The sequence below is a fragment of the Pseudomonas sp. 06C 126 genome, assembly GCF_001855215.1.
Classification (GTDB): Bacteria; Pseudomonadota; Gammaproteobacteria; order Pseudomonadales; family Pseudomonadaceae; genus Aquipseudomonas; species Aquipseudomonas proteolytica.
This window is the reverse complement of record NZ_MIFU01000074.1, coordinates 1-21,872: the sequence shown is the minus strand read 5'-3', so window position 1 is coordinate 21,872 and position 21,872 is coordinate 1. Positions and strand designations below refer to the sequence as shown.

The following is a 21,872-nucleotide window of genomic DNA, read 5'->3' as shown; positions in this document are numbered from 1 at the left end:
ACACCTCGGATCTAGTCGCGTCGGTGTGCGCTTCCTACGGTCAAGGTAACAGCCTCCTGGCTATTACCTAGCAGTTTAGTCAGTTTTTTAGCCGGTAGTGGCCTAATGATGCTATTTACCACTACCGCGCCTGAAGCCTCGAACCGGTCAGGCCTCGGCGGCTTTGCTGGAGGAACCAAACGAGGCAAAGCGCTTGTTGAAGCCGGCAATCCGCCCTTCGACCTGGGTCTTGCGCTGTTGCCCGGTGTAGATCGGGTGGGAAGCGCTGGACACGTCGAGAGCCATGTAAGGATAAGTATTGCCATCGCTGTGTTGGTGGGTGCGATCCGTGTCGACCGTGGAGCCGATCAGGAAGAACACGTCGGCGGCAGTGTCATGGAACAGTACGGTGCGATAGGCGGGATGGATACCAGCTTTCATAGGGCCTCCGGGGGCATCTGGGCAAGATTAATACGTTATACAGTAACGCAAATAATGCACCCAAACGAGAACGTATTGCAATACCGATAGAAGCCCAGGTTCTATGCGGTTGCCCTGGCAACGAACTCGCCCGTAAGCTGGTGCTCCGTGAGAGCACAGGCATCCATAGCCTGGAGATCCTTGTAGGAACTGGCTTGCTATCGAAAACGCCCTCGCCGGCAAGCCGGTTCCTGCAGGTCATAAAGAGTCCGAACCCAAGGAAACCGTATGAGCCTGTCGTTGCTTAGCCGTTATGCATTCTTTGCCGTGTGTGTCATTTTCACCCTCGCCAGCCTGCCCTTTATCCAACACGAATGGCTGTGGCCGTTTACCCTGGTCACCGGTGTCCTCAGCCTGATCGGCGTGTTCGACCTACTGCAAAGCCCGCACGCCGTGCGCCGCAACTACCCGATCCTGGGCAATATCCGCTACCTGGTGGAAGGCATCCGCCCGGAAATCCGCCAATACCTGCTCGAATCCGACAGCGACGCCCTGCCCTTCTCCCGATCCCAGCGCTCGCTGGTGTATTCGCGGGCCAAAAACGAAACCGCTGACAAACCCTTCGGCACCCTGATCGATGTGTACCAATCCGGTTTCGAGTTTATCGGCCACTCCATGCGCCCGGCGCCGTTGAGCGATCCCAGCGCGTTCCGCGTGATCGTCGGCGGCCCGCAATGCACACAGCCGTATTCGGCGTCGGTGTTCAATATCTCGGCAATGAGCTTCGGCTCCCTCAGCGCCAACGCCATCCGCGCGCTCAACCAAGGGGCCAAGCTCGGCAACTTCGCCCACGACACCGGCGAAGGCAGCATCAGCCCCTATCACCGCGAACACGGCGGCGACCTGACTTGGGAGCTGGGCAGCGGCTATTTTGGCTGCCGCACCAGCGACGGCCGCTTCGACCCGGAGCGCTTCGCCGTGCAGGCGCAAAACCCCCAAGTGCGGATGATCGAAATCAAGATGAGCCAGGGCGCCAAGCCCGGCCACGGCGGGATCCTGCCCAAGCACAAGGTGACCAAGGAAATCGCCGAGACCCGCGGCATCCTGATGGGCGAAGACTGCATCTCGCCGTCACGCCACAGCGCGTTTTCCACGCCGATCGAGCTGATGCAGTTCATCGCTCAATTACGTGAACTGTCCGGCGGCAAACCGGTGGGTTTCAAATTTTGCCTGGGCCACCCGTGGGAATTCATGGGGATTGCCAAGGCCATGCTGGAAACCGGAATCCTGCCGGACTTTATCGTGGTCGACGGCAAGGAAGGCGGCACCGGCGCCGCCCCCGTGGAGTTCACCGACCATATCGGCGTGCCCCTGCGCGAAGGCCTGCTGTTTGTGCACAACACCCTGGTAGGCCTGAACCTGCGGGACAAGATCAAGCTCGGCGCCAGCGGCAAGATCGTCAGTGCCTTCGACATCGCCAGCGTCCTGGCCATCGGTGCCGACTGGGCCAACTCGGCCCGGGGCTTTATGTTCGCCATTGGTTGCATCCAGTCGCAAAGCTGCCACACCAACAAATGCCCCACCGGCGTCGCCACGCAAGACCCGCTGCGCCAGCGGGCGCTGGTGGTCCCGGACAAGGCCCAGCGCGTATTCAACTTCCACCGCAACACCCTCAAGGCCCTGGCCGAAATGCTCGCGGCAGCAGGGCTGGATCATCCGTCGCAACTGTCGGCCAAGCACCTGGTGCGGCGCATGTCGGCCACCGAGATCAAGTTGTTCTCACAGTTGCACGTGTTCCTCAAGCCCGGTGAATTGCTCACTGGCGAGGTGAACGGCGAGTTCTATTCGCGGATGTGGCAGATGGCGCGGGCAGACAGTTTTGAGCCCCATGAGGTGGAAGCCGCGTAAACAGTCGGCCACGACAACCCTGCGCAGGTCAAGGCCCTGCGCAAGGGATACTGGCCGGCAGTCATGACACGCGGGGGATCCTCGATGCCTAGCGGGCGCGCATGAGACATTCAGTAATACCCAACCTTTGCAATTGCTTACAAATACCGCCAACCTGCGCCCGCCCGACGCACGGCAGGACCATTCGCGTCACTATTCAACCCATTGTTCAAGAGCCCGCAGCCATGCTTAAAGGACGCGACCCGCGCATCGATTTTTTTCGGGGCCTGGCGTTGATCTTCATTTTCTGGGATCACGTCCCCCAAAACCCACTGGGCCAGATCACCCTACGCAACTTCGGTTTCAGCGATGCCGCCGAGGTCTTTGTGTTTCTCGCCGGCTACGCCTGCGTGCTGGCCTACGGCAAAATCCTGCAGGGCGAAGGTTATTGGATGGCCAGCCTGAAAATCCTGCGCCGCGCCTGGGTGCTGTACGTGGTGCATATCTTTTTGCTGGCGATGCTGATGGGCATCGTGTTCTTCGCCAACAGCAAGGTAGAAACCCGCGACCTGGTCCAGGAAATGGGCCTGACGCACTTCATCACCAACCCCCAACAAGCCCTCACCGATGAGTTGCTGTTGCGCTTCAAGCCCAACCTGATGGACCCGTTGCCCCTGTACATCGTGTTGTTGCTGGGCCTGCCGCTGGTGCTGCCGCTGTTGCTGCGCAAGCCGTTGGCAGTGGTGGCGGCGTCGATGACGGTGTACCTGTTGGCACCACGCCTGGGCTGGAACCTGGCGGCGATTGCCGACGGCGTCTGGTATTTCAACCCGGTGACCTGGCAGTTTCTGTTTATTCTCGGCGGCGCGGCGGCGGTGCATGCCAGCCAACCGCGCGCACCCGATACGCGGCCGCTGCACCGGCAACCAGTGTTTATCGCCGCGGCCACCTACACCCTGCTGGCCGCGGTGATCACCCTGTCCTGGCGCTGGCCCGAGATCCACGATGCGGTGATGCCCGCCGTCATCAGCGACCTGTTGTACCCCATCAGCAAGACCGATCTGTCGCCGGCGCGCCTGTTGCACTTCCTTGCCCTGGCCTATGTCACCGCCAAGCTGCTGCCGGGTCGGGCGTGGACGCAAAACTGGTTGGCCCGGCAAAGCTGTCGCATGGGCCGCTATTCACTGGAAGTGTTTTGCCTGGGGGTGTTGCTCGCGCCGTTGGCGGACATGCTCAACGCCCAGGTCAACGACGCCTGGCCGATGCAGATTTTCAGTGCCCTGCTGGGCCTGATGCTGATGGCGGCGCTGGCGGCCTGGCTGGAGTTCAACAAGCACCTGGATGCGTCGCGACAACGCCAGTGGGTGGCGGGTAGATAGTTAGCCCCAGGTGACGCACCGGCGATGATTACATCGGCCTTCCACTTAATTTGTGAAAGGCCAGTCCCTTATGCCGACCTCTGAGTTACTCCACGGTTTATCCGGCAACCTGCAATCGAGCACCTCCTGGGAACAACAGGAGGCCATTGAGCAGATCCGGCAAAACCTCACGCAAGCCTTGAGCGGCCTCACGCCCGATGAACAAAAGCGCTATGTGCAACTGCAGCGCGAGTCCCTGACGGCCCTGTCTGCAGTCGAAACCGAAAAGGACCGCCTGGTCCAGGCCTTCAAGACCGAAGGCCTGGCCCAACTGCGCAGCCGGATTGGCGGGCGCGATCCCGAAGCCTTCCGCTTCGATACCACCTACCGGGAAAAAATCGAAAAGCCTTTCCCCTGGGAGCCGAAACGCGACGAACGCACTCGCTTTCGCCGCCGCTCCTACGCAGAAGACTGGGACTACATCGACCACGTTAAAAGCATGACGTTATGGGAGGCGGCCTGCCTCAACTTTGGCTTTACCTACGGCAGGATTACCGAGTCTGGCTACAGCCTGGTCCAAGCCAGCAAGGTGATTGGCCCTGGCGATGACCGCAGCCTCTCGGCGCAGGAGTTTATCGACGTGGCACGCGAACTGGATCTGGGTGGCCAGCTGAAAAACCGGATCCACGCCACCTTGGGCGATAACGGCCTGCTTCGTCGCCTGATGGGCACTTCGGCGCGCACGCTCCTGCAGTTCGACGTGCTGGACGCCTGGCGCAACCGGGCCCAAAGCGGTCTTACCCGTGAAATGTACGACAAGCTCAATGCGGCGATTGAGAACACCGGTGCTCAACCGGAGATTGAAACACTAGGCCTGACCTCAGGCGTAACCTTGGTGGTGGCCGTTCCCTTCGTCCCCTGGGAAAACATCATTCCAGTGCCCCTGCTGCTGATTCGTGTCGCAGCCCTGGGTGTGCTGTCGTACTTTCCATTCCGCCCAGGGGGCGCGCTGCGCTATCACCCCGACGCACGCGCCGCCGAACAGGCGTTCCGCCAGCAACTGCACGATAGCCATCAACAACATGATCTGGGCTGGTTTTCCCGGCAGTTACCCCTGGTAGGCATGTCCGTCTTCAACAAACTGTTGAGCCATAAGACGCGTCCGCAAAACCTGGGTTGGCTGGAGGGGGCCCTGTATGACGGGTTTCACAAAGCCTTCCCGCGCAGAACCCTTGACGACATCCGCTTCACCGCCGACCCCAAGTCAGGGCCACCAGTAAGCCTGGTGCAGGCCCTGACTTACCGACAGATCCAACGCTGCAAGACTGACCTGGATACACTTGCCGTTGATCGCGCCGAGGCCGACTGGGAAGCCCTCAAGAATGCGGCGCAGGAGATCACGGGCGAAGTTCTCGGTTTACTCCTGATGCCTATGCCCGGTGGCCTCACCGGCATGATGCGCATCACCCAACTGCTGATGCTCGGGAGCCTGACCTACAGCGTGATCCAAGGCCTGGATCAAGCGGTGAAAGGCGAAGCCTTAGCGTTTGCCAGCAGCCTGACAGATGTGGCCGACCTGATCGTCAGCGGCCGGCTGACCGCAACCGCCGGCCGCTTGCAGCGCCGGCGTATGCAAAAACTGATGCAGAACATCGGCAACCCGCGCAAAACCAGCAACCAGCGCCTGTGGAAACCAGACGCACAGCCCTATGCCCATGACCGCCAGGCGCTGCTCGACGGCCGCAGGCCCGATGCACTGGGGATCTACTACGTCGATGGCGAGCAATACGTCAAGCTGAACCAGAATGAGCAATTTCTGGTGGCCAAGGTCAAGCACGACGACCAGCAGATGCGCTACGTGCTCAAGCACCAACGCAACGAGGGCTACGCACCGCCGATTTTTTTTAATCCAGCAAAACAGGCGTGGGAGGTCGACCTGCACAACGCCCACGCGCTCTCGGACATCGAGTTGCTGCAACGCATGCTGCCCAACGGCGCCTCCGTGGCACCGGCGACAGATCTGCAAACCATGCTGCGCAGCACCGCCACCACCCGTACTGCGCTGGACAAGGTCTGGCGCTCGGAGCCGGCGCCGTTGAACCTGACCGAAGGGGTACGGCGCGTGCAGGCTGATCAATTGATCCAACTGCTGATCAACCGTTTCAACGAGCCCGGCTACCTCCCCCCCTACGGCGACAGCGCGGTGTTTTGCCTGCTGACACAACTGCCGCAGTGGCCCGCCAACGCCACCTTGAGCATCCGCGACCCCCAGCACACAGTGATCGAAAGCTTCAGCAAAACCGAGGTCGTGCCCCTCGACGCACACACCATCAACATTGTCCGCGGCGATGATGGCCGCTATAGCGCCCTGGGCGCTGCGCACCCGCCATCCAATACCAACGAGCCGCTGTTGAGCCTGATCATCGTGCTGCAACCTGGCACCTCGCGCCTGGGCATCGAAGGCCACGCCGCTCAGACTACCGCGCAACGCATCACGCGGCTGCGCCAGCAGGTCACGACCCTGGTCCGCGACGAGCGGCTGAGTGTGTTCAGCGCGCTGGTGAATTACGCCGGTTACGAAAAAAGCGAGCTGCTTGCCCCGGCGAATGTACGCCGTTTTCTTCCCTTTCAAGCTCCGCCGCCTTTGGTGACCGTCACCCCCTTACTGAAAAAGCTGCGTGACCTCAACCGCCCCTTGTCACCGGCCAATCTGGAACGCCTGTTGCAGGAGCACCCTCTGACGCCACGCCAGCAACAGGCTTACTTGCAGCATGGTTCGCTGCCGGCTGCCTTTCATGAGCGGTTGGACAACCACCGTACCGCGCTGCGCATCGATGCGGCCATCGACGGCTTGTACCACCCCCGCGCCTACAGTAACGATATTGACCAATGGGCCAGGGAGTTCGCCTCGGCGCTGGTGCGCAACACCCTCAAGCGCCCGTTCGTCATCACCGAAGTGGTCACCGGCGATACCGCCAAACCTTACGTTTCAAGCGGGCCACAGGATCCCACCGTGGAGTTGCGCCATTACGGCAACGGGGTCTATGAGGCATACGACATGCTTAACGGCGGTACGATTCCAGTGCCCGCCACCGTAGACAGTTTCTACCTGGCCATCGGTTCGGTGTTGCAGCCCCACGAACGTCTGTTGCTGGGCATGACCAGCGCCACCGACACCCTGGGCCTGCGCACCAAACTGGGCAATTACATGAGCAGCCAACGCAGCCCGGCGGGGTATGTCAGCCTGGCCAACGGTTCGCTGATGCAATACGAACAGACCCTGAAGCTGCCCACCGACCTGGCGCCGAACGCCCAGGGTATTTTTCAATGGGATGCTCAACACTTCCTGCCGCTCTACGGCTCGCTGTACCGGGTCAGTTTTGACAAGAGCCTGTACAAATGGCGCCTGGTCCACCCCGAGAAAATCGGGGTCGAAACCCCCGTGCTGTCTCACAACGGCCAAGGTGCCTGGCGCCTGGCCAGCGAGAACCCGATGATCTGGAGCGACCACGAGTTGCTCTACCGCCTGGGCAATCACCCGTACGCCTTCACCCAGGCCGAGTCGGTCAATATCCTGGCCCTCACCGACACCCCGCCCAGGCTCCTGCGCCACATCCACCATGCAGGGCTTACCGCTCCCCCATTGCTGGCCGATACCTGCAAGCGCCTGAAGATCGAACAGGAAATCCTGCAGTTCATCGAAGCACTGGGCAACACCCCTACCTCGCGTATCGCCCGCCCGGACTTGCAACTGCTGGTGCTCTCCAGCCTGCCAAGCTGGCCCGACAGTCACGCCATTCGTGTAATCGACAGCGACAACCGGGTCATCCAGCAATACCCAGATCGCAACCCGCCAAACGACAAGGCATTGCTGGTCAAAAAGAGTGACTATGAAAACGCCAGGCTGCTGGACAACGTCATCGCCAACGATGAGTTGACCCAGGCCTTGCTCGGTGAACTGCCAGAATCCAGCAATGACCGCTTGTTCAAGCTGGTGAAACAGATCGTCGAGTTCACCGAAAAGGAAAAATCGCAGTTACTCGACTCGATCTACCAACGTAGCGAAAACGATGGGCCTGAATCGGTCCGGCAATTCAAAGCCCACCATCCACACTTGCCCACCAGTAGTGTCCAGGCGATCCTCGGACAAGCCACCCCCCGGGAACTCAAGCAACTGCAACAAAAGAAAGCCCCCGGTCTGCGCCTTGCCGAGCAGGCGCGCCTGTCGGCCGATGAGGTGCGCCTGAACCGGGCCTATGAAGGTCTGTACAGCGAAGCGTGCAGCAACGCCGACAGCGACCGGATCACCGCACATTTGCTCAAGGATCTGCCCACCTGGCCGGCGGAACTGCGCATCGACATCCACCAGGCAAACCTGCAGGGGCACCTGCTGCAAAGCGCAGGTCCGCGCACCGCCAGCCAACATCGACAGATCGCCCGGACCCAAGGTGGTTATCAGGCTTACGACGCAGCGGGCAAGCCTGTGGGGCAACCGTCGAACCGCTTGCTGGAGGTGATTGTGTCTACGTTGTCCGAGAGTGAAAAAGTCGCGTTGGAGGTGACCGACGACGCGGGCATTGCCGCGCTGCGCCAACAGATTCTCACCCTGGCGCTCAACCAACGGGTAGCGATCAAAAGCCTGCTGGACCTCAAACACCTGCAACCCTGGATGGTGCCGCCGATGGGGGGTGAGCGCACACTCCTGGTGTACCCGTTCTGGAGCCGGTTCTGGCCGTTCAGCGGTAATCGATCGCCCGACCTGGTCACCAAGGTCCAGGAACTTTACCCCCGGATGGACAACGATCAAGCCCGGCAACTGATCCAATCGATGAACCTGAGCGAGCCGGCGGCGCTGATTGAAATCGAACGGCGGCGTACCGAATACCAAGCGATGGAAACGGCACTGTCACGCTGGGCCGACACACCCGCGAGCGAGGACGAACACCTGCGCGACCCACTGGGTATGAGCCTGGGCAACCGCCGCTACATTGCCCAGCAGTTGTGTTCAGCGTGGCGCCGGGAAAGTCGTTCGCTCTATCTGGCGGGGATATTGGACGCCCAATTCGTCGAGCTGCAATTGGACGACGGCAACCTGCCCCCCGCCGATTTCATCAGCGGCACCCAGGGGTTTGCGCACATCGACTTCCTGAAAATCGCGGGTAATCACTTGCCTCAAACGGCCAGTGACTTCCTCAGCAAGTTCGCCGGGTTGCGAGGGCTGCATCTGGATTGCATGTTGACCGAGTTACCCAGCGCCATCACTGACATGACTCAGCTCACACACTTGAGCCTCAGTGGCAACGACATCCGACTCACCGAGGCTTCGGCCCAGCGCCTGGCCTCCATGGTCAACCTGCGCGAGTTGAATATGGACAACAACCCCCACCTTGGCGTGACCCCGGATGTGAGCGCCATGAGCCAGCTGCACCGTCTGCAGTTGGTGAATACCGGGTTGACCCAATGGCCCATCGGAGCGGAGACGCTCGCCCGCCTGGAGGAACTGCACCTGCAGGAGAACGCCATCAGCGAGATCCCTGAAGCGGTATTCACCCAGGAACGCATCGGCTTGCCCCGCCGCAATATCCTGCTGCACGACAACCCCCTCTCGCCGGCCACCCTGGAGCGTATCGAAGAGTACCGACGCAACACGGGCGTGCGGCTGGGCGGTGTGCTTGGCTCCAGGCATCAACCGCCAGCGACGGACGGCGTGTCCCAATGGTTGAGCGGTGTACCCGCTGCCGATGTTCCGGCCCGCAGGGCGTTATGGGAGCAACTCAAGGCCCATGAAGGCGCCAGCCCCGACGATGCCTTCCGGGTGCTCACGGACCTGACTCAAACCTATGCGTACATCGCAGCGGGCGCGTCGCGCAACGCGCTGACCCAAAGGGTGTGGACCTTGCTGCAGGCCATGGGGGAGTCCACCGAATTGCGCAACAACGTGTACCTCAACACCTATGGTTCAGGTGACTGTGGCGACAGTGTGTTGTTGGCCTTTACCAACATGGAGCTTCAACACCAGATTCACCTGGCCAAGTTGCAAAGCCGCAGCTATGCCAGTGACCGCGCACTGATGGACTTGTCCGCCGGGCGGTTCTACCTCAACCAACTGGACCATATCAGCGACAAGTTTATTCACGATCGGGAAGTGGCCGGCCTGGAAGTCGACCCGGCCGAGGTCACCATTTTCATGCGTGCCGAATTGGCCAAGGAGTTCAAACTGCCTTTCTATCCACTGGAACTGCTGTACACCGTCGAAGACTACGTGACGAATGAAGTCATCAGTGGCGCACGGGAAAAACTGCGCAGGCTCGGCCAGAGCCCTGCCATGCAGGAATGGTTGCTTATGGAAGGATTCTGGATCGAATACCTGGCCAGGAGCCACCCGGAGCCTTTTGCTTCCGTCAAGGACACCATCCGCTACAAAGTCGGCCTGCTGGAGCAGGAAGTACAGGACAAGTACTCGGACGAGTACCTGGAGCGCCGTCAGTCACTGGTCGACCTGGAGCAGGCAGAGCAGAACCGCCTGGTGCGACAACTGACGGTCGCCACCCAGGCGGCATTGCAACGCACGTAAGACATGCCCCGGCGCGTAGGGCCGGGGCATGTTGCGTCAAACCGAGCGAGGCGAGCCCTGGCTGACCTGGGTCGGTTGCAGTTTGAACGTGTAGAACAACACGGTCAGCAACACCAGGAAGGCCGGGCCGACATACAACGCAATGCGGGTATCGGGGAAGTACGCCATCAGGCCCACCACCAGCACCAGGAAGGCCAGCGCCAGGTACGAACTGACCGGGTACAACCACATGCGGTACTTCAACGCCTTGTTCTCGGCGGGGCTCAGGCTCTTACGGAACTTGAGCTGCGCCAGGAGGATCATCACCCAGGTCCAGATCGCGCCGAAGGTGGCGATGGACGTCACCCACACGAACACTTTTTCAGGCACCAGGTAGTTGAGCAGTACGCCCAGCAGCAAGGCGAAGATCGACAGCAGTAGCGCACGACGCGGTACGCCATTGCTGGAGGTGGTGCCGAATGTCGCTGGGGCCTGGCCGTTCTGCGCCAGGCTGTAGAGCATGCGCCCGGTGCTGAAGATCCCACCGTTGCAGGACGACAGCGCCGCGGTAATCACCACGAAGTTGATGATACCGGCCGCCGTCTTGATGCCCAGACGCTCAAAGGTCATGACAAACGGGCTGCCCTGGGTACCGATTTCGTTCCACGGGTAGATCGACAGAATCACGAACAACGCACCGACGTAGAACAGCAGAATCCGCCAGAACACCGAGCCGATGGCGTTCGGGATAGTCTTCTGCGGGTTCTTCGCTTCGCCGGCGGTCAGGCCGATCATCTCCACGCCGAGGTAGGCGAACATCACCATCTGCAACGACATCAACACGCCCTGCACACCATTGGGCAGGAAGCCGCCGTGGGCCCACAGGTTGGAAATGCCCAGCGCCACACCGTCGTTGCCGAAGCCAAAGGCGATGATACCGACGCCGCCGATGACCATGGCAATGATGGTGACGATCTTGATCAGGGCGAACCAGAACTCGAACTCACCGAACGCCTTCACGGCGATCAGGTTGATCGTGCCCATGCTCACCAGGGCCGCCAGGGCCCAGATCCAGCGGGGCGTATCGGGGAACCAGACGCCCATGTACACGGCGACGGCGGTGATTTCGGCCACACAGGTCACCAGCCACAGGAACCAATAGTTCCAGCCAGTGAGAAAGCCCGCCAACGGGCCGAGGTAATCCTGGGCATAACGGCTGAACGAACCGGCGACGGGGTTATGCACCGCCATTTCGCCGAGGGCACGCATGATCACCAGGATCGCCAGGCCGCCGATGATGTACGACAGCATGATTGCCGGGCCGGCCATTTCGATGGCCTTGGCCGAACCCAGGAACAGACCGACACCGATACAGGCGCCAAGCGCCATCAGGCGAATATGCCGTTCGCCCAGTTCACGTTTGAGCGGGCCGCCGGAAGCGGTCTCGCCGTGGGGCAGGTGATTGCCAACGGGCATAGGGGTACAACCTCATCTTGTTATTGGATAGGAACCACCCAGTGTCCATCCTCACGGCGGGTCGCCATAAGGATGTCGTACCAGGCTCGCCTTTTGGACAAGCCCGTCTGGCCCGGTTAAACCGGCCAGCTTGGCGGCGGTGCAGTATAAAAAGCCGCAAGTAGGGCTTTTCACTCAATAAGCAGCAAAGTTCAGCGATAAGTCCCGGAAAACCCCGGCTCGACAGAGGAGCATTCCCTGAGACCTGTAGGAATCGCCTTCAATAAACGCCGGCGAGTATTGCACAGGGCGGGGGCGCCGTCATGCCCCTACCTTCGGCGGATATACCTGCCTTAAAGGCTCTAAACCAGCTATTCCAGGCCAGCGCCCATCATGGCGAACGGGCTATCCGCCCAGTGACTCCAGGGGCATTGAGCAAGCAGGTTTTGGGGCGGCTTCGCCACCCAACGGGGGACAAGCCCCCTCTCCACATTTACCGCGCCAGCCCCCCGACTGCGGCCAGAGCGCCCGTTGTGGCAAGCGGGCTTGCCCCGCGCTGGGCTGCGCAGCAGCCCCAACACCAGCACCTCGGTTACCCCAGACACACCGAGCAATAAGGTTCTGGCGTCGCCCGCGCCCCCTACAGCGCTCCGGCCCTAGGGCATCCCCCCATCACAGATACATCCGCACACCGATTTCAGGATCTCGTTCCAACACCAAGTACTAGGGTCAATAAACCTTCCACCTCAAGGAGCAAAGGATTGCCCCAGAAACCCAACTCCCATTTGTTACGCCTGGGCCGCTATTGCGAGCCAGGGCGGGCCTATCTCATCACCACCGTGGTCCACCAACGCTATCCACTATTCAGCAACTTGCGCCTGGGTAGGTTATTGGTTGCAGAACTCAAGCACACCCATGACCTGGGCCTGGTCAACTCGCTGGCATGGGTCATCATGCCGGATCACCTGCATTGGTTATTTGAGCTAGGCGACGCTCCCTTGTCCCAGGTCATCGGCAGGACCAAGTCCCGCAGCACATTGACCATCAACCGCGCACGGGGCATCAGGGAACGCTTCTGGCAAAGTGGCTACCACGACCGCGCAGTCCGCGCCGAAGAAGACATTCGCCGAATTGCCCGCTACATCGTCGCCAACCCCCTGCGTGCCGGCTTGGTCGACCACATCGGTGACTACCCCCTCTGGGACGCCACCTGGCTTTAGCCCACTTACTGTGGCAACCGGGTTCGTCGTGGCAAGCGGGCTTGTTGTGGCGAGCGGGCTTGCCCCGCGCTGGGCTACGCAGCAGCCCCAACAAACCCACCCCATTTTCTCCAGGCACACCGAGCAAGCAGGTTTTGGGGCGGCTTCGCCACCCAACGGGGGACAAGCCCCCTCTCCACATTTACCGCGCCAGCCTGCCTTCTGTGCCGGAGCGCCCGTTGTGGCGAGCGGGCTTGCCCCGCGCTGGGCTGCGCAGCAGCCCCAACAAACCCACCCCAGTTTCTCCAGGCACACCGCACAAGGTTCTGGGGCGGCGCCCTCCACGACCACATACAAATTCTGCCTACCCGCCAACCAGCGTCTAAGCTTCAGGCAAGTCCGATCAATCTGCGTGAATGGATCAATCGACTATGGGCGCGTTATGGCAAACCGGTTCGACCACCGCTGCGCAACCCACCGACAGTCCGGACGATCAGTCATTGCCACAAATTCCCCGTAGACGCAGGCGCGGATGGCGCTGGTTCTGGCTTTTGCTGGTGGTGGGGCTGGTCGCTCTGGCGTATGCCGCCTCGCGGGAGGTGCGCAGTTCCAAATGGCAAGCCCGGGAGTTCAGCCGTGTCGCGGCCACGCTGGTGTACACCGTGCAACCGGGGCCCAGCGACGCCATTGTGTACCCAGGAGACGGCCCCTTCGACAAACGCCTGGGCTACAGCGCACTGGGTGATTTCCTGCCGCGCCTGCGGCAGCGCAATTACCTGATTCAGAGCCAGGCCCACTTTTCCCAGGACTTGCTGGACTACACCCGCCATGGCCTGTTCGTACCCTATGCCGAAAAGATTCAGGCCGGCTTGTCGATCAGCGACTGCCGTGCGCAACCGCTGTACCAGTTCAACTATCCACAACAGTTCTATCCAAGCTTCAGCGCCATTCCCCCGGTGATCGTCAGCAGTCTTCTGTTTATTGAAAACCGCGACCTGCTGGACCCCGCCCAACCCCAGGCCAACCCCGCCGTGGACTGGCCGCGTTTTGCCAAGGCCGCGTGGTCGCAGCTGGCCAAGCTGCTGCACCTTCCCGGCCAGACCGCAGGTGGCAGTACCCTGGCCACGCAATTGGAAAAGTATCGTCACTCCCCCGATGGGCTGACCCTCTCCGGCGGCGAGAAGATCCGCCAGATGATTTCCGCCAGCGTGCGCACCTACCAGGGCGGTCCACAAACCCTGGCCGCGCGGCAAAATATCGTGCGCGATTACCTCAACAGCGTGCCGCTGTCCGCCGTTCCCGGGCATGGTGAAGTGCATGGCATCGCCGAAGGCCTGCGGGTCTGGTACGGCGCCGACTTCAACCAGACCAACGCCCTGCTGGCAGGCAACGATGCAAAAAACCTGGCACAAAAAGGCTTGGCCCTGCGCGAAGTGTTGTCGCTGATGATCGCCCAGCGCCGCCCGTCCCATTACCTGTCCAAAGGCCGCGATGAGCTGGCCAGCCTTACCGACAGTCACCTGCGCCTGCTGGGGCAAAGTGGCGAGATCGAACCGACACTGATCAACGCCGCCCTGGCGAGCAAGGTGACTTACCGCGACTGGCAGCAACAGCCGACAATCCAACCCATCGAAACCAACAAAGGTATCAGCGTGGTGCGCAGCCGCCTGGCCGCCCTGCTCAACCGTCCGCTGTACGATCTGGATCGGCTGGACCTGGCCGCCACCAGCACCCTGCAAAGCGAGCTGCAAACCCAGGCCACCGACTACCTCAAGCACCTGGCAGACCCGGCGTTTGCCGCGCAATTGGGGCTGCTCGGCCCACGCCTGTTGACGCCCACCAGCACCGCCCAGGTGCGCTATAGCTTCAACCTCTACGAGATGACCGCCGACGGCGCGCGGGTGCGGGTGCAGACCGACAGCACCGACCAACCCTTCGATATCAACGAGGGCAGCAAGCTGGAACTGGGCTCTACCGCCAAGCTGCGGGTGCTGACCACCTACCTGCAGATGATCAGCGAATTGCATGAGCGCTATGCCGGCCAGGCGCCCGCCGCGCTGAAAAAAGTCGAGGTCAACGACCAGGATCGCCTGACCCGCTGGGCCGTGGATTACCTGATACAGCACAACGACCACAGCCTGGCGAACATGCTTGATGCGGCCCTCGACCGGCAATACTCGGCCAGCCCCGGCGAAGCTTTTTTTACTGGGGGCGGCTTGCATCGCTTCCATAACTTTCGCAATGAAGACAACGGCCGCAACCCGACCCTGCGCGATGCCCTGCGCGAGTCGATCAACCTGCCGTTCATCCGTCTGATGCGTGACCTGGTGCGCTACAGCACCTACCAGGGGCCCAACAACAGCGCCGAGTTGCTCAAGGACGACAGCGACCCGCGTCGTCAGGAATACCTGGCTCGTTTTGCCGACCGCGAGGGCACCACGTTCCTGCTGCGCTTCTGGAAAAAGTACCGCAACAAAGACACCCAGGCCCGTCTCGACACCTTTCTCGACAGCATGCACCCCACCGCCATGCGCCTGGCCGCCGTGCATCGCTACCTGTTGCCGCAGGCCAGTCAGCAGAGTTTCAACAGCTTCGTCCGGGCCCACCTGCCGGCGACCAAAAGCGCTGAAAAACTCACCGATGCGCGTCTCGACACGCTCTATATCAACTACGGCCCCGGGGCCTACGACCTGCCCGACCAGGGCTATATCGCCAAGGTCCACCCGCTGGACCTATGGCTGTTGGGCTACCTGCTCAACCACCCCGACGCGACGTTCTCCCAGGCCGTCGCCGCCAGCGAACATGAGCGCCAGGAAGTCTACAGCTGGCTGTTCAAGAGCCGGCACAAGAGCGCCCGCGACAGTCGGATCCGCACCATGCTGGAGATTGAAGCGTTCCTGGACATTCACCAGCGCTGGCAGCAGGTCGGCTATCCCTTCGACCACCTGGTGCCGTCCCTGGCCACCGCCATCGGCAGTTCGGGCGACCGTCCGGCAGCGCTGGCGGAGCTGGTGGGCACCATCCTCAACGATGGCGTGCGCCAGCCGCCGCTGCGCATCGACAGCCTGCACTTTGCCGCCGCCACGCCCTACGACACCCGCGTGGTCAACGACCCGGACCGCGGCAAACGGGTGATGCCCAGTGCGGTGGCCACGGCCCTGCGCGCCGCGCTGTCGCAAGTGGTGGACGCCGGCACAGCCAAACGCGTGGCGGGTAGTTTCAAACTCGCCGATGGCACGCCCCTGACCATGGGCGGCAAGACCGGCACCGGCGACAACCGCATCGAGGCCGTGGGCGCCGGTGGCCGTATTCTCAGTTCCAAGTCGATCAACCGTACTGCGACTTTCGTGTTCTATATCGGCGACCAGCACTTCGGCACGCTGACGGCCTTTGTCCCCGGCAGTTCAGCGCAAAACTTCACCTTCACCTCTGCGCTACCGGTCCAGGTGCTCAAGGGGATGGCACCGATCCTCAGCCCTTACCTGCAACCGGGCGCACACACGTTGTGCCAGGCCCCGGCATCCACTTCGGTTGAATACACGCAGGCTCCGCAACCGGGTGTTAGTTATCTCAGACATGCATTTGAATAATGAACTTTTGCCGCACTTGAACCGCGAATCATCCCCAGGATTTTGAACTTTTGTTCTGAACTTCAGCAGATACGCTAATGCTTAAAACCATCTAGCGAGCGTTACTGCATGCCCGAACTGCCCACTCCTGCCCAATCGCCTACGACACTCTATAAAGGGCCCCACTATGAACGGCTAACACAGCTCATCCCCGACTGGCTTACCACCGCCACCCTGGCCAGGGTCAGCCCATTGGGCAGCGCCGAGCTGTCCCGACCGGCCTGGTACGCCAGCGCCTCGCCCAGCCAACACCAAGTGCTGCAGCGCACCAATGCCGAAGGCTGGCGCGCGCAAAACGCGGTGGATCGCCAACTGCGCGAAGTGCAAGACGTGTATGCGTTTGCCGAGCCGTTGTTGAAGCAGGCCATCTACGACAAATACCGCCTGAACGTCGACGTCAAAAGTACGTTCCTCAACCTGTATATCCCCAAAAAATTGCCCTGGTACGCACTCACAATTGTCCCTGGCGTGACCAGCCGCAAAGTGTCACTGCTGGATGCGGCGCTGCATAACTTTGCCGCGAGCGAAACCTTTGAAGACGACTCCTGCTACATCTCTCAACCCGACTACCGGGGCCACTTCACCCTCAAACCCCTGCACCCCAAAATGTCCATCCAGCAGTTCAAGGCGCTGTGCCGAGAACTGGACCTTGGCACCCGCTATCAGCAGCATTTGCAAGACCACCTGCTGCCCAGCGATCCCGCCGCCCGCGCCGCACTCAAGCACAGCATCATCGCCAGCCAAAAAGCCGCCCTCAAAGCCGCCGCGCAACTGGCGGCGCTGAAAACCAATGACCAACAGGTTCCAGACCTGGGGCGGGCGGCCTACGGGGTGTTGATGCGCGCATTGCGCAGTGAGCGCGGGGTGTTGCAGTTCTACCAATTGCACATTCTGGATGCGCCACTGACCGGGATCCTGCTGATTGCCGCAGACCTGGACCGGGTATCCAGCGTGTCAAAACTGATCGCCTATATCCCCCATGATCCCGAAAGCCCGGTCAAGGAATACGACTCCAGCCTGACCTTCATGCGCGACCTGACGCGCAAACTGCAAGCCAACGCGCCGATCCCCTCACGGGGGCAGCAGACTTACCAGCAGTTCTTCAGCCAGTTTGTCGACCATGGGCTGCGCGGGCATTTCTTTGCCGGGCTGGATCAGCGTTTGTGCCGGGTGCAGTGGCATGAAGCATCACCCCTGGACCCGCGCCCGCAATGGCGCGAAACGCCGCTGGACAATCCCCGCCTGCAGTTTTCGGCGGTGCGTATCGACGGTGATCTGTGGGAGCACCTCTATCAGCAAGCCCTGAACAAGATTCTCAATGATGGGCGCACGATTGCCGTCGCCACCACCGACGCCGACAGCCACCAGCGCTGGGCCTGGTGGGACAACCTGACAAAAATCGTCGCGGATATTTTCAACATCGCCCTGCTGGTCATCACACCCTTCGTGCCGTTCCTCGGTGAGTTGATGCTGGCCTATACCGCCTATCAACTGAGCAGCGATGCCATCGAAGGCCTGGTAGACCTGGCTGAAGGGCAATTTCGCGAAGCGGCCGACCACCTTGTCAGCGTGGCCACCGATGTCGTGCAACTGGCCACCTTCGCCGCCGGCGCAGGCCTTGGCAGTGCCTTCAAGCGCTCGTCGTTTGTCGACGGCTTGCATCCGATCAACGTCGACGGGCAACCCCGCCTATGGAACCCGGACCTGACGCCTTACGCACGCAACGACCTGCAACTGCACAGCGACGCACAGCCCGATGCCCTGGGCCTGCATGCCCAGGGCGACACCACCATCCTGCGCCTGGAGGGCCGGCACTATGTAGTCGAACACGACCCCACCGCCGACACATATCGGATCAAGCACCCGAGCCGGCCGCACGCCTATGCACCGAAACTCGACCACAACGACCATGGCGCCTGGCTGCATGAGGCAGAAGACCCGCATAGCTGGGACCGTGAGACCTTGCGCACTCGCCTGGGCCCCTTGGCGCAGGGCCTCACGCCCACAGAGCTGGAGCAGGCCTGTGAAACCAGCGGCACCCACGACGGCGCCTTGCGCATGATGTACGCCCACCGCGAACCGCCGCCGCCCCTGCTGGCCGACAGCCTCAAGCGCCGCCGCCTGCACCGGCAAGTCGAGCAGGCACCGCAGCAGATGCGCACCGGTGCCATGCCTGATCTGCCGACCAATTGGTCAGTGCAAACCATCAGCGAGCTGGCCGGCTGGCCCTCAGACAAAGCCATCGATGTGTTTATCAATAACGATTTGAGCGGCTATGCCATGCGCTACGGAGCCACCGACGCCACACACGCCAACACCCTGAAAATCAGCCATCACGATGTCCGGGCCAGCAAGTTGCCCGAGCACGTCGTGGCGTTTCTCAGCGAGGCAGAACTCAAGGCGCTACTGCCCTCGCCGGTGCCCGCCACGCGATCCGGGCAGGTCGAGGCCTTGCGCGGGCAACTGGCCGAGCGCCTGGTGCCGCAGAAGACCACGATTTTCAACCACCTCTATAGCACCCGCGAAGTGCTCGACACGCCCCACGGCCAACTGATTCAACAGCAATTCCCGCACCTGCCCAGCGATCTGGTGAGCCTGTTGCTGCTGCGCACCTCGCCCGGGGAGCTGGAGGTGATGAGCAGCGAGCAGCGCATCCCCCTGCGCCTGAAAAACCTCGCCCGGGAACTGGCCAACGAAGTACGCGCCAGCCACGCCAGCGAAGGCCTGTACGACGACGCCTTACTGACGCCGGATACCGAGCGCATGGCCTTGAATATCGTGCGCTTGAACAGCGACTCGCTGGGCGACCTGAACATCGCCATCCATAGGCAATCGGCCGATGGCCCCTTGCGTTGTCAGGTCGGCCCGACTGACGCCGGCACGCAGAAAACCCTGTTGTACCAAAGCCAGGGACGCTACCAGATCCACGGTGCACCGGACGTGGCGCAGTACAGTTTCTACGAAGCCCTGTTGCGTGTGCTCCCCGCTGACGCGCTCGGCTACCGGCCAGGCCAGGGCGAGCTATTCAGGGCCTGGCTCAAGGAGCAACTTGAACCCCTGGCCGCACGCCGTACGGTATTGGAAGCACCCAGCCGACGCCGGGCCGACGAGGGCGTCACTCAACGCCTGCTGCAAAAGCCCGGCTTCGAAGCCTTCCGCCGCTTGTTTCGCCGCCGGCCGGTGCAAACGCCGACGTTCAGAGAAACCCTGAGCACACTGTGCCCCTCGCTCAACGAAGAGGAGATCGCGCAGGTCGCGCCCTTTCTCCAAACCCCAGCGGGTAAGCAATTGCTGGTCAAGCTGCAAGCCGACCACCTGCTGCTGCTCGAAGACCTGCACTACATTCGCAAACGCCGAACCCTCGGCCCGGCAGGCAGCGTGCTCGCGGAAAACGAACTGTTGATGCGCAAGATGATCCTCAAGGAGTTGCGCACCTGCTGGGAGGATGGCGCCTACCAGAGCATGTTGCCAACGCAACCCCGCGCGCGCGGCACCCTGCTGGACTTGAGTGAGCTGGTACTGGGGCACTACATACACCACATGGAACCGTTGCGGGCCGACTTCAGCCATGTCACCCGCCTGAACCTGAGTGGTACGCGCCTGCAGGATCAGGAAATGGGCTTTCTGCACAACTTCCCCAGCGCGCGTGTCATGGACCTGTCCCACAACGAACTGACCGGCCTGCCCCCTCAACTGACCGACCTGAAGCACCTGAGCGCGCTGAACCTGGGCCATAACCCGATCAGGTGGGTGCGCTATGACTACGAGGTGCTCAAACGGCTGTGGCAGTTGCGCTCCTTGAACCTGGAGGGGCACAACCAGCTGAAAGTGCCACCGGACATCAGCCTGATGCCTGAACTGCGTCGACTGGCCCTGCGCCGAACCGGTATCACCCAATGGCCAGTCGGCCTGGACAGCCCCCGACTGGCGATCCCCGAACTGGACCTGACCCACACTGAGGTCAGCAGCGTGCCGCAATTCGCCGAAGACTCGGTGGGTGCGCGCATCGTCGCCGGCAGTTGGCTGGACCGTGGCAAGCTCGAACCCGAGGATGAAAACCGTTTTGTCAGCTACCGCCGGGCGTTTGGTTTCGACCCCTATCGCACGGCGCCACGCAGCAGTGCGAGCGAGCGGCAGTATTGGCTATCCGGCCTGGACGGCAACGAGCGCGACGTGGCCATCAAGGTCTGGGACGACGTTGAAAAAGAGCATGGCTCCCAGGGAGTTTTCGACCTCCTCAAGCTGTTGCGCCCACCGGTGGAATTCCAGACCGAAATAGATGCGCAATTGTTTCGCGAAGGCCGGGAAGACCTGGCCATACGGGTCTGGCAGTTGCTGTTTGCGATGGATGAGAACCCGCAGTTTCGCGAGCGGATGTTCAGCCTGGCCGCGACACCGGTCAATTGCGCGGATGCCGGCGCGCATGTATTCAATCGCATGGGGGTCGAGACTATGCTCGAACACATTCTCAAGGATAACTCCCCGCAGGCACTGCTCCAACGCGAGAGCCGCCTGGTGAACCTGGCCAGGCAATCCTGGCGCCTGGACCAGGTCAACCGACTGGCGCGCGAAGAAGTCCTGCACCGCGTCACCCCGGTCAGCGAAGGCGGCCTGGGGCAAACCTTTGGCAGCGGTGAAGGCCAGGTGGATGACGTGCAGGTCTACCTCGCCTACCAGACCGGACTCAAGACACGCCTGAACCTGCCGTGGGTGTCCGAACACATGGTCTACCGCAACACCGCCAGGGTGACCCAGGCCCATCTCGACAAAGCCGCACGTGCGATTCGCCAGTTGCAGCAAGGTGACGGGCTGGTCAACGGGGTACTGGAGCAACCGTTCTGGAACGACTACCTGCACGACGCCCATCTCCAAGCCTTCAACACCCAGGACGAACTGCGGGAAAAGGCCGGCAGCCAACTGCAGGACCTGCTGGAACTGCACCAACAATGGTCCACAGGCCAACTGACGGCCGAGGCCAAGACACACGTGCGCGAGCAACTGGTGGCCCTGGCCGACGAACTGGTTATCCCACACAGCGTGGTACTTACCGAACAACCACTGCCAGACAGCACCGTGCTGGGTTTTTACGAGCGCATCCAAAATGACTACAACGAACTTGCCCGCCGCCTGACCCGCCAGGCTTTAATCCAGTTTACTTAGCACTGAGCGGACAATCAGCGCGTGTCCTGGCCTGCCGGCCTGTTGTGGCAATCGAACTTCTCAAGGCCTGCAGACTTCCTGTGGCGAGCGGGCTTGCCCCGCGATGGGCTGCGCAGCAGCCCCACTCCAACCGCCGTAGATATTTCAGGCACACCGCGCCAGCAGGGTTTGGGGCGGCTTCGCCACCCAGCGCGGGGCAAGCCCGCTCGCCACAGGGACGGGGGCAGCAGGT

8 protein-coding genes are annotated in these 21,872 nt (G+C 61.6%); 6 read left to right on the top strand and 2 right to left on the bottom strand.

Annotated elements, in window-relative coordinates; all coding sequences use genetic code 11:
• Positions 1-147 precede the first annotated feature (147 nt).
• A complete protein-coding gene (locus BHC62_RS08860) occupies positions 148-420 on the bottom strand; it encodes a type B 50S ribosomal protein L31 (protein WP_029297428.1) in 273 nt (90 codons plus the stop codon).
• A 267-nt stretch (positions 421-687) separates the two neighbouring features.
• Between BHC62_RS08860 and BHC62_RS08855 the strand changes: the two genes are divergently transcribed.
• From BHC62_RS08855 to BHC62_RS08845, 3 genes are all read left to right on the top strand, one after another.
• Positions 688-2,307, top strand: coding sequence for an FMN-binding glutamate synthase family protein (locus BHC62_RS08855; RefSeq protein WP_029297430.1), 1,620 nt, complete (start codon positions 688-690; stop codon positions 2,305-2,307).
• 224 nt (positions 2,308-2,531) lie between these two features.
• Positions 2,532-3,665: an OpgC family protein gene (locus tag BHC62_RS08850; RefSeq protein ID WP_029297432.1), complete on the top strand. Its 1,134-nt coding sequence runs from the start codon at positions 2,532-2,534 to the stop codon at positions 3,663-3,665.
• Positions 3,666-3,735: 70 nt separating this feature from the next.
• Positions 3,736-10,218: an NEL-type E3 ubiquitin ligase domain-containing protein gene (locus BHC62_RS08845; RefSeq protein WP_070994770.1), complete on the top strand. Its 6,483-nt coding sequence runs from the start codon at positions 3,736-3,738 to the stop codon at positions 10,216-10,218.
• 36 nt (positions 10,219-10,254) lie between these two features.
• Here BHC62_RS08845 and BHC62_RS08840 read toward each other — a convergent pair whose 3' ends face one another.
• Positions 10,255-11,673 (bottom strand): amino acid permease, encoded by a 1,419-nt coding sequence (locus BHC62_RS08840; RefSeq protein WP_029297436.1) that lies wholly within the window; start codon positions 11,671-11,673, stop codon positions 10,255-10,257.
• A 740-nt stretch (positions 11,674-12,413) separates the two neighbouring features.
• On the opposite strand from BHC62_RS08840, the gene BHC62_RS08835 reads away from it, so the two are divergent.
• The 3 genes from BHC62_RS08835 (at position 12,414) to BHC62_RS08825 (ending at position 21,640) form a co-directional block, all read left to right on the top strand.
• Positions 12,414-12,872 (top strand): transposase, encoded by a 459-nt coding sequence (locus BHC62_RS08835; protein WP_070994769.1) that lies wholly within the window; start codon positions 12,414-12,416, stop codon positions 12,870-12,872.
• Between the two features lie 410 nt (positions 12,873-13,282).
• Positions 13,283-16,441, top strand: a complete 3,159-nt coding sequence (locus tag BHC62_RS08830; RefSeq protein ID WP_071610015.1) for a transglycosylase domain-containing protein — start codon at positions 13,283-13,285, stop codon at positions 16,439-16,441.
• A gap of 108 nt (positions 16,442-16,549) precedes the next feature.
• Complete coding sequence (locus BHC62_RS08825) at positions 16,550-21,640, top strand: NEL-type E3 ubiquitin ligase domain-containing protein (protein ID WP_083335426.1); 5,091 nt, start codon at positions 16,550-16,552, stop codon at positions 21,638-21,640.
• Positions 21,641-21,872: the final 232 nt, after the last annotated feature.